Here is a 10,583-nt window from a genome sequence, read left to right on the forward strand (position 1 = left end):
AGAGGGAAATGTTTACTCTATCGCGGCAACCTAATGTACGCCAGAGGTAGAGTTACTATGAAAAATTACCCAGATCGGAATGATAGCCAAACACATCTGATCGAACCACTAACCCGCCGTCGGTTTATTCAAGGCAGCTCTGCACTCATGGCTGTCCCCTTTATTGCTGCTAAAACCATTGCCTCAACACCAGAAGACCCAGAGATCATCCCTACTAAGCTCATTCAAAACTCAGCGGAACGCATCGTATCAACCTGTAGTAGTTTTGACTGTGGTGGAAAATGTGATATTCGAGCACATGTCAAAGAGGGGGTCGTTACACGCATAAGTACACGCCCTGATGCCGACCTTGATGAAGAGATGCCGATCATGCGTGCATGTGTACGTGGTCGTAGCTATCGAAAATTTGTTTATCATCCAAATCGCTTGAAATACCCAATGAAAAGGGTTGGTAAACGTGGTGAAGGGCGTTTTGAACGTATTAGCTGGGAAGAAGCGACGACGTTAATTGCAGATAATATGCAGCGTATTAATACGCAATATGGCCCAGCATCGCGTTTTGTCAGTTTGAGTACGGGGGTAACAGGCGGTATTTTTTCTGGTGCCAACATGCTACGCCGTTTATTTAACTTAACGGGGGGCTTTCTGGAAAATTACCATTCAGTGAGTAATGGCAATACCATGGCAGTCACGCCATATACTTATGGCACCTCAGCGAGTGGTAGCACCTTAGATACCTTAGAAGATACGCCTTTAGTGATCTTATGGGGGCACAACCCTAACGAAACGATTTTTGGTCATTCAAATCATTATTTCCAAAAGATGAAAAAGAATGGCACTAAATTTATCGTTGTCGACCCGCGTTACTCGGACACCGCATCATCCTTAGCTGATCAATGGGTCCCTATCTTACCCACCACAGACAACGCGATGATGGATGCGATGATGTATGTGATCATCAGCGAAGGCCTGCATGATCAAGCCTTTATTGATAAATACACCATCGGGTTTGATGAACATCAGATGCCTGAAGGTGTCCCCGAGAACGAGTCATTAATAGCTTATTTAATGGGGAAAAAAGATGGAATTGTGAAAACCCCTGAATGGGCAGAGCCGATTACAAAGGTCCCTGCACAGACTATTCGCCAACTCGCTCGTGAATATGCCAATACCAAACCTGCCGCCTTAATGCAGGGCTGGGGGCCTCAACGTCATATTTGTGGTGAGCGCTCAGCGAGAGGGGCGACCTTGTTGGCGACTATTACCGGTAATGTGGGGCGTAAAGGCGGTTGGGCTGCTGGCTACGGTATGGCAGTCACTCCTGATTTACGTAAAACCTTAGCGGGCCCAAGTTTATTTGAGAACCCAGTGAAAGCAAAAATCAATATCACTAATTGGGTTCAAGCCTGTGAAAATAAAGATTTAGTGACCCCTGATAACGGTTTGAAAAATGCAGAAAAACTCGATACCGAAATCAAAATGATTTTTTCATTAGCGGGTAATTATATGACTAATCAGAATCCGGATATTTTGCATGCCGCTAAAGTGCTGGAAGATGAAAGCAAAGTCGAATTTATCGTTTACAGCGATTTATATATGACACCGAGTGCTAAATATGCCGATATTTTGCTTCCTGAAACCAGTTTCTTAGAACGCTGGAACGTCGGGGGCACATGGGGGACGGGTAATTACATCATTTTATCTGAAAAAGTCATCGAGCCTGAATTTGAACGCCGTAGTGACTATGAATGGTTATGTGAAGTCGCAGAAAAGTTAGGAGTAGGTGACGTATTCAGTGAAGGTAGAACAGAAAAGCAATGGATAGAACATCTGGTGAATGATGCGCACAAAAAACGCCCAGAAGATAATATTCCTAGCTTTGATGAACTCTTGGTAAAACGCCGTCATCTATTAAAGCATCAGCCGCATGTGGGGTATGTTGCTTTTGAGAAAAATATCCAAGATATACAAAACCACCCGTTTGAAACGCCATCAGGGAAAATCGAAATTTTCTCTAAACGCCTTTATGAGCGTCAGGATGCGGATATTCCAGCACTATCACATTACGTGCCTGCCATTGAAGGGCCTGAAGATACCCTCACGACTCGTTATCCATTGCAACTAATTACATGGAAAGGCCGTAATCGTGCCAATTCAACGCAATTTGCTAACCCGTGGTTACAAGAAGTACAGCGACAAGAACTGTGGATCAACCCGATTGATGCTAAACGACGAAACATTACAGATGGAGAACGCGTCAAGGTGAATAACGACCGTGGTGTCACCATGGTGCCTGCCAAAATAACTCAGCGCATTATGCCGGGTGTTGTTGCCTTGCAGGCCGGAGCATGGTGGCAGCCCGATGAGAACGGGGTTGACCAAGGTGGTTGTGCTAACGTTTTAACCTCGGCACGTAGTACAGCAATGGCACATGGTAATGCCCATCAAACTTTATTGGTGGAGGTAACTAAAGCATGAGTAAATTCCACGTTTATCCCGCTGTCAGTAACAAACAGTTAGGGTTCTATATTGATTCGGCGCGCTGTTCAGGCTGTAAAGCGTGTCAGGTGGCCTGTAAAGATAAAAATAACCTTGATGTGGGGCGTAAGTATCGCCGTGTTTACGAAGTAACGGGGGGAGAATTTATTGAAAACGGCACGGGAGGGCTGGTGAATAATGTGTTTGCTTATACGTTATCCATTTCATGTAACCATTGTGCTGACCCGATGTGTGTAAAGAATTGCCCAACGACGGCTATGCATAAACGTGAAGGGGACGGCATCGTCATGGTTAACACTGACAAATGCGTTGGTTGTGGAACCTGCGCTTGGTCTTGCCCCTATGGTGCTCCTCAAATGAACCCTGAAACTAAGCAAATGTCGAAATGTGATTTTTGTATCGACTTGCAATTAAAAGGGGAGCAACCCGTCTGCGTCGCGACTTGCCCGTTAGGGGCTATTCAGTTTGGCCCCATTGATGAACTAAGAAAACAGTATGGGGACCAAGCGGATGTCCGTGGGTTACCAGATTCCTCAATTACCCATCCCAATTTAGTGATCCACCCACATCAAGGGGCGGGTCGTACTCAAGACTTACAAGGAGATGCCAAATGAATGAATGGCCATTATTGTTATTCACATTTTTAATGCAAACATCCATTGGGCTGAGTGTGATGTTGGGGGTCTTTGCGAAAAAATTATCCACGGCGTTAGCGGGGAAAATTAACTCACAGTTTTTCTTATGGTATTTATTGGTTGCTTGTGTGCTTGCTGGTGTTGGATTGTTATCTTCGATTACGCACCTAGGCGTGCCACTTAATGCCCCTAATTCACTGTTAAATATTTTCTCGTCTTGGTTAAGTCGTGAAGTGGTACTCACTGCAAGCTACTTTGCTTTTCTTGGGCTGACTTTTTTATGGTTATGGTTCAAAAAGGAATTGTCATATCTGTTGTTAGGGTTAGCCATTATTGCTGGGCTCTGTGATGTGTATGCTATGGCGTCAATTTATCGGTATACATCAATGTTAACTTGGATGAATGATAACACCTATTTGATGTTTTACGGCACGATGCTTACCGCGGGAGCAGCGGGGTATTATTTACTCATCAATATGTTATTGCGTTTTAATGTTGGTTCACTTGATGTGCAAATTCCAGTCCGAGGGTTGTGGATATTATGGGCAGTTATTGCTCTTAGCTTATTAGCGCGTTTAGTTTATCAGCCTGCATACGAAAGCTATTTATTACACACTGGCTATCATAATGAATCTATTACCTTTCCTATTGATTCTATCCGTGCTTATCAAGGAATTTGGTCATTACGCATAGGGAGTTGGTTAATTGGCATATTGGCTATCGTGGTTTTAGGGTATGGGGTTTATCGCCAAGTTCGGCAAACAACGCTGGGTATTCATGCATCAGCGAGTCAGGTTTATTTTGCTGTAGGCTGTGTTGCCGCTATTGTTGCTGAATTTCTGTTACGTTACTGTTTTTATACTATTCATCTTTAAATGAATAACCGCTATTACCTAGGAAATAACCCGTTGTATGATCCATTTTTCACACTATGCAGCAGCATTTAATATATTGGGTACTTGTTATTTATTTTCACCAGAGGACGACGCAGCTGATTATGCTATTCATTTTTTCAAGCTCGATGATTTTGCCTCTCAGTGGCCCTGTAAAATAAGTTCTCAACTTAGTCGTCGTATTACGGAGTCACTTAAAATAGATATCGCGACGTTAAATACTCAGTGGACAGCGCTATTTATTGGGCCAAATGCATTACCAGCCCCACCATGGGGCTCGGTATATTTAGACCCTGAAGGGGTATTGCAAGGCTCATCAACAGCGGCGCTAAGTGATTTTTTAAAACGTGAGCGTTTGACGGTACAAACACCTTATCCAGAACCGTCAGACCATGTTGGTTTAATGTTATTTCAAGCGGCGGTTTTAGCTTCACAAGTGAGAGAAGAGGCATTAAAAGAATTATTGCATGAACATTTAGAAAGTTGGTTACCACAGTTTTCTGAGCAATTAAATCGAACAAACCAGAGCCTTTTTTATAATGCGTTGACTGAGCTTGCTCTGGTCACGGTAAAAAATTGTTCATAAAGTTTTTAATGTTAGGCTTAATTGATCAGTATTTTTGATGTTTAAATCGTTAATTAAACGTAATATTTGAACGAGTTAAAGGTTAATAAATTATAATTAAATGAAAATTGATTTAGTTATAAGAAATGCAAATTAAAATGATTCTTACTTTATATTTCTAAGCCATAATACGTTTTTAAGTCATACTACTTAATGATGTGCTTAAATATTCTAAGGGGGTATAAAGTGGTCAATCTATGTAATCGTTTATTGTCTCATGAAGATTTAGGAAGGTTGCTATTACGCCTTTCGGTTGGTGGGCTAATGCTGTTCCATGGTATGAGTAAATTATTAACAGGGGCTAGTGGTATTAAGGCATTGCTGGCTTCTTACGGTTTACCTGAATTTATTGCCTATGGGACTATTTTAGGTGAAGTGGTTGCCCCAATTTTTATTATTTTAGGTTTTTTAACGCGTCCATCAGCTTTATTAGTGGCGTTTACCATGGTTGTTGCATGGCTAATGATTGGTTTGGATAAAACTTTTTTACTCGATAAAACCGGCGCTTGGGCTATCGAAAGTATTGTTTATTTCTTCTTAAGCTCGATTGCATTGGCATTTATGGGCGCAGGGAAATTCTCAATTATGAAGAACCCATGCTGGCGGTAATATTATTTTTCTTAAGTGTTTGACATTGCCTTTAAAGAAAGACCATCAAAAATATTCTGATGGTCTATTTTTTTGAATAACCAATAGCTAGTTATTTTCTAATACAACTGTACGGAAAAAACTATCTAGTAAACGGCTATCACGGCAAGCGGGTTCAGGGAATTGCATTCGCTCTGCATTAGTCATAGTCTCTGATACGAGTTGGTCTATAGCTGGCCGTCTCGCACCATAATGACTTTCGTCAGATTGGCTTTTTATCGCCAACAACTCATTAATTTCTAATCGTACTGATTTATCTGAGACTGTTGCAGTCACCAATTCTGAAAATGCCATTGGAGGCATGTTTTTACTTTTTTCTATCCAGTGTAATGCTAATACAGCACGCAATAGGTAAAAGTATTTTTTCAGTTTAACTTGTTTGCCTTTAAAATCAGTATGTAAATTGCGCTTACTTATTGATAAATAATGATAACGTGATTTTAGTGGCGAATAAAATTGTGCAGCCAGTTGCTCTAGTTGAGTAAAAAATGCCTCATCCTTAAAATACACAATGGGTGAGTGTAGCCACTCGATTAATGCGGGGTTTGAGTTTCGCATTAATTTCAATGCTTTAGAAAGCTCCCAACCCGACACATCTAACTCATCATCAATTGGTTTCTCTATCACATCGCGTTTTTTATCCAATGTTAGGTACCAATCAAGTTTGTGAACATAGATAAACCGGACGTCATAGTCGCTATCGTGGGAGGCAAAGCCCCAACCGCGACTACCCGACTCACACGCAAAGAGTATTTTAACGTGGTGAGTTTCTTCTATTTCTTTAAGTGTTTTACCTATCCGTTCTTTCATCAGCACGGATATACTTTCATGGCTAGTTTCCATGCTTTCTCCTTTTATCCCTTTACACACACTACTTGGCGTAGGGTATGAACAATTTCTACCAGTGAGGACTGCGCAGCCATCACCGCATCAATGTCTTTATAAGCCATCGGTATTTCATCAATCACATCACTGTCTTTTCGGCACTCAACATGGGCTGTCGCTATTTTTTGGTCACTTACAGAGAAACGTTTTTTAGCCTCTGTCCGGCTCATGACCCGCCCTGCACCATGGCTGCATGAACAAAAACTTTCTTCGTCACCTAAACCGCGCACAATAAAACTTTTCGCCCCCATTGACCCTGGAATGATCCCCATTTGGCCTTTTCGTGCAGATACCGCGCCTTTTCGGGTTACCAGTACTTCTTCACCAAAGTGCTGTTCTTTTTGCACATAGTTATGATGGCAATTTACGGCTTCTTGTTCTGTGATAAACGGCTTTGGAATTTCACGTGATAGTGCTTCCAATACGCGGTGCATCATTACTTCACGGTTATGGCGAGCAAAGTCTTGCGCCCAACCCACTGCTTCCATATAGTCATTAAAGTGCACACTACCTTCTTTAAAGTAAGCAAGGTCTCTATCCGGCAAATTGGCGATATGCTGTTGCATATCTTTTTGTGCCAGCGTGATAAACAAGTTACCTATCGCATTTCCCACCCCGCGTGACCCGCTATGTAGCATTACCCATACACGGTCTTGTTCATCTAAACACAGTTCAATAAAGTGGTTCCCCGTTCCTAATGTCCCTAAATGTTTGTAATGATTAGTGTTACGTAGTTTTGGGTATTTATCACAGATACGTTTAAACTCTTCATCCAAGTGCGCCCAGTGGGTATCGACAATATCCGGTGTACGATACCAAGCCCCTTTATCACGTCCATGGCGGTGGGTTGTTCGACCATGTGGTACCGCCGCTTCGATAGCGAAACGAATATTTTGCAGGCTATCTGGTAAATCAGCCGCTGTTAATGATGTACGCACGGCAATCATCCCACAGCCAATATCCACGCCAACTGCCGCAGGGATAATCGCCCCTTTGGTTGGTATAACACTTCCTATCGTCGAACCTTTTCCAACGTGTACATCCGGCATTACCGCAAGGTGCTTAAAAATAAACGGCATTTTAGCGGTGTTTTGTAGTTGTGTTACCGCTTTCGGGTCTACAGGCACGCCGTTGGTCCACATTTTTACAGGCACGCCATTTTCTTGAATTAATTGATTAAAGTTATTGTTATTCATTGTTATTCCTTAATTTTTACCAATCCGTTTAATACTTGATCTAACCCACCATAAACGGAAATTTGGTCGATTCGATGTGCGATACTTTCTAAGGTTTCAAGTTCTTTTAAACGCAGCGCAACTGGGTTGTTTTCCATCACTTTTGCGGTATTTAACAGTGAACGAGTCGCGGCGGTTTCTTCACGGCGGCGGATCACGTTAGCTTGTGCCGATTTTTCGGCTTCAACGACTTGAGATAAAATAGTGCGCATATCCCCCGGCAAAATGATGTCTTTTACACCGATACTATCGATTTCTAAGCCAAACTCAACGACGCACTGCGCGACTTGAATCAACATCAACTCATCAATTAACTGCTTGTTTTCTAAAAGTTCATCTAAGGTTCGGGTACCCACGATTTCTCGTATTGAAAACTGCAATTCACGATATAAATGCTCTACAGGCTGGCTCAGTTTTGAGAATGCCAGCAAAACATCGTGATAGCGCCAGTTGGCACACAGGTTGATGCGTAATGTGACTTTGTCTTTGGTTAAAATCTCTTGTCCGCTAACTTCTAATGATTGTAAGCGAGTGTCTATTATCTCAACTTCCGGTTTGTGGTTGATTTTCCAATAACCGTAAGTTCCCGGTTGTAATAAATCTTGTATCTCACCATCAATTTTTAGCATACCGACATGCCATGCAGGTACTTGGCTAATTAAGGCCAACTCATTGCCTTTAATGCGTTTTTTACCCATCAGACGTGCAACGAATACAGAGTCAATAACGCTATTTTCTAGCGACTGCGGCTCCACTTTTAAATTATTGCCATTTTTCCAATACAACCGACGGCTCGCAGGTGGCAGTATTTCTGTCAAACTATTGTGCAAGTATATAAAACCAATCTCGTCATCAGTCAAAGCGATGTCAATACAGTGATCATCAACCCAATCAGGGTGAAATTGGCGTAAGTGGTCTGCCAGTTTTTCATCAATAGGTTCGTTATCAAGTGTGAACAATGACACCGTCAATTGATTAAACCAATCGTTTAAACGGTGCTCACCCGCAGTCAGTAATTGTTTAAAATCCCCATTTTTAGCGGTCAATGCGATTTGTCCTTGAGCGATATTTATTTTTTTCATTATTTTTCCTTTTTCAATATTTATCCGGCACTGAAGAAAAAAGCGAAGTGGTGAGGGGAAAAGTAGAGTGCCAAAATTGGCTGTCTAAATTTCTGCTCATCACTCGGCAAAGCTCTCGAGTGGCGGTTTCAAGCTTAACTTCTGCTTAGTTTTATACAGTTGGATTTGTATTTTTTTCAGGAGTCGAACCTGATAGCTAGGCTATTACCAAGGTATCTTACTGACGGCGGCATACAGACCATGTAGTGACTGAGTCACCATGTCTGCACCGGTTGAACTCGAAGTTCAGACAATTTCCGGCAGTGGATGAAGATATAATTGCCAGAAGCGTGCCAACTTTTATTAAAGTAAGTTAAAAAATTTTATATTATTGAAAAATAACAAATAAATATATCTGGTTAAATTTTACTAACATTACCAAGAGAAATGAATTAGGCTATTTATTATCTTTTTATATCGCATTTTATAAATTTATATAAACTCATCATGAATAAGAAACGCAAAGTGGTCATTGGTGTATTGGGCACAGTACTCGATAGAAGAGGCAAAAAAGCCAATCGCTGGACAAAATGGCGGCCAACGGTTGGCCTTTGCCAACAGCCTAATTTGGATATTGGTCGTTTTGAATTACTGCATCAGGTGAATGACTATGGCATGGCGCACCGGGTGAAAGAGGACATTGAACAAGCTTCTCCCAATACGGAAGTGGTACTGCATGAGGTGGATATTGCTGACCCGTGGGATTTTGAAGAGGTTTATACCTCATTACTGGATTTTTCTTCGCATTATCAATTTGATACTGATAATGAAGAGTATCTGGTACATATCACTACGGGTACCCATGTGGTGCAAATTTGCTGGTTCTTATTAACCGAGGCTCATTACCTGCCTGCGAAGTTAATTCAAACCTCCCCAAGCCAAAAGGGGCGGGAGAAAGACCCTGCCGGTATTCATGCGGTGATAGACCTTGATCTTAGCCGTTACGCCCATATCACCAGCCGTTTCCAAACAGAGCAGCAACAGCAGGTTTCGTTTTTAAAATCGGGTATTGCCACCCGCAACGCGGCATTTAATACCATGATTGAGCAAATCGAACGCGTCGCATTACGCTCTAAAGCCCCGATTTTACTCAATGGGCCAACGGGGGCGGGGAAGTCTTTCTTAGCTCGGCGAATTTATCAACTGCGTGAAAGCCGCCATCAAGTTAAAGGGCGATTTGTGGAAGTAAACTGTGCAACGCTTCGTGGTGATAACGCTATGTCGACGCTGTTTGGTCATGTAAAAGGGGCGTTCACAGGGGCAATCAACCCAAGGCGTGGGTTACTGAAAGAAGCGGATGGCGGTATTTTATTTCTCGATGAAATTGCGGAACTTGGGCTAGATGAACAAGCAATGCTATTGAAAGCCATTGAGGAGAAAAGCTTTTTTCCTTATGGTTCAGATGAAGAAATTCACAGTGACTTTCAATTAATTGCAGGGACTCACCGTAATTTGGCGCAGCAAGTGGAAGAGGGCAAATTTCGTGAAGACTTATTTGCCCGTATCAATATGTGGACATTTGCCTTACCGGGCTTGCGTGACCGCCGTGAAGACATCGAACCGAATATTGATTATGAATTAGCCAAATTTTGCCAAGACCAACAAAGCCAAATTCGTTTTGATAGCGAAGCTCGAAACGTTTATGTGAAGTTTGCCTGTTCCCCTCAAGCCCATTGGCGTGGAAATTTCCGTGAGTTGGGTGCCTCCATTAACCGAATGGCAACGTTTGCTGAACGCGGGCGTATTACCAAAGCGGTAGCCGAAGAGGAAATTGGCCGTTTGCAAGCTCAATGGCAGTCAAAATCAACCAATACATTACCAAAGCAAATTGGCGAAATTGATTTATTCGACCAGCAACAGTTAGCAACCGTGCTGGAAGTTTGCCGGCGTTCATCTTCTTTGTCAGAAGCGGGGCGTGAGCTGTTTGCCATTTCACGGCAACATAAAAAACAGCCAAATGATGCAGATAGGCTGCGAAAATATTTGGCAAAGTTTGGGTTAGATTGGGATGGGGTGAGAAAGGGATAAAAAGAAAAACCCCC

Annotated in this window: 9 protein-coding genes; 6 read left to right on the top strand and 3 right to left on the bottom strand. The window is 42.3% G+C overall.

The window, feature by feature from the left end; genetic code table 11:
• The first annotated feature begins 57 nt into the window (after positions 1–57).
• From RB151_RS02505 to RB151_RS02525, 5 genes are all read left to right on the top strand, one after another.
• Positions 58–2,478, top strand: a complete 2,421-nt coding sequence (locus tag RB151_RS02505; protein WP_071547662.1) for a DMSO/selenate family reductase complex A subunit — start codon at positions 58–60, stop codon at positions 2,476–2,478.
• A complete protein-coding gene (locus RB151_RS02510; protein ID WP_042848441.1) occupies positions 2,475–3,113 on the top strand; it encodes a DMSO/selenate family reductase complex B subunit in 639 nt (212 codons plus the stop codon). Before RB151_RS02505 ends, RB151_RS02510 begins: the two co-directional genes overlap by 4 nt.
• The gene (locus RB151_RS02515; protein ID WP_042848439.1) at positions 3,110–4,009 is read left to right on the top strand and encodes a dimethyl sulfoxide reductase anchor subunit family protein; all 900 of its coding nucleotides are present in this window, start codon (positions 3,110–3,112) and stop codon (positions 4,007–4,009) included. Before RB151_RS02510 ends, RB151_RS02515 begins: the two co-directional genes overlap by 4 nt.
• 37 nt (positions 4,010–4,046) lie before the next feature.
• The gene (locus tag RB151_RS02520; RefSeq protein ID WP_042848437.1) at positions 4,047–4,613 is read left to right on the top strand and encodes a molecular chaperone TorD family protein; all 567 of its coding nucleotides are present in this window, start codon (positions 4,047–4,049) and stop codon (positions 4,611–4,613) included.
• A gap of 192 nt (positions 4,614–4,805) precedes the next feature.
• On the top strand, positions 4,806–5,261 hold the full coding sequence (locus tag RB151_RS02525) for a DoxX family protein (RefSeq protein WP_071547663.1): 456 nt from the start codon (positions 4,806–4,808) through the stop codon (positions 5,259–5,261).
• A gap of 87 nt (positions 5,262–5,348) precedes the next feature.
• Here RB151_RS02525 and RB151_RS02530 read toward each other — a convergent pair whose 3' ends face one another.
• Genes RB151_RS02530 through RB151_RS02540 form a run of 3 tightly spaced genes read right to left on the bottom strand, consistent with a single transcriptional unit; the run spans position 5,349 to position 8,502 of the window.
• Positions 5,349–6,143: a nucleotidyltransferase domain-containing protein gene (locus RB151_RS02530; protein ID WP_071547664.1), complete on the bottom strand. Its 795-nt coding sequence runs from the start codon at positions 6,141–6,143 to the stop codon at positions 5,349–5,351.
• An 11-nt stretch (positions 6,144–6,154) separates the two neighbouring features.
• Positions 6,155–7,381, bottom strand: a complete 1,227-nt coding sequence (locus tag RB151_RS02535) for an RtcB family protein (protein WP_071547665.1) — start codon at positions 7,379–7,381, stop codon at positions 6,155–6,157.
• A gap of 2 nt (positions 7,382–7,383) precedes the next feature.
• On the bottom strand, positions 7,384–8,502 hold the full coding sequence (locus RB151_RS02540) for a slipin family protein (RefSeq protein WP_042848432.1): 1,119 nt from the start codon (positions 8,500–8,502) through the stop codon (positions 7,384–7,386).
• Between the two features lie 486 nt (positions 8,503–8,988).
• On the opposite strand from RB151_RS02540, the gene rtcR reads away from it, so the two are divergent.
• Positions 8,989–10,569, top strand: coding sequence for an RNA repair transcriptional activator RtcR (gene rtcR, locus RB151_RS02545; protein WP_042848430.1), 1,581 nt, complete (start codon positions 8,989–8,991; stop codon positions 10,567–10,569).
• Positions 10,570–10,583 lie beyond the last annotated feature (14 nt).

The organism is Providencia rettgeri (genome assembly GCF_001874625.1).
Lineage (GTDB): Bacteria > Pseudomonadota > Gammaproteobacteria > Enterobacterales > Enterobacteriaceae > Providencia > Providencia huashanensis.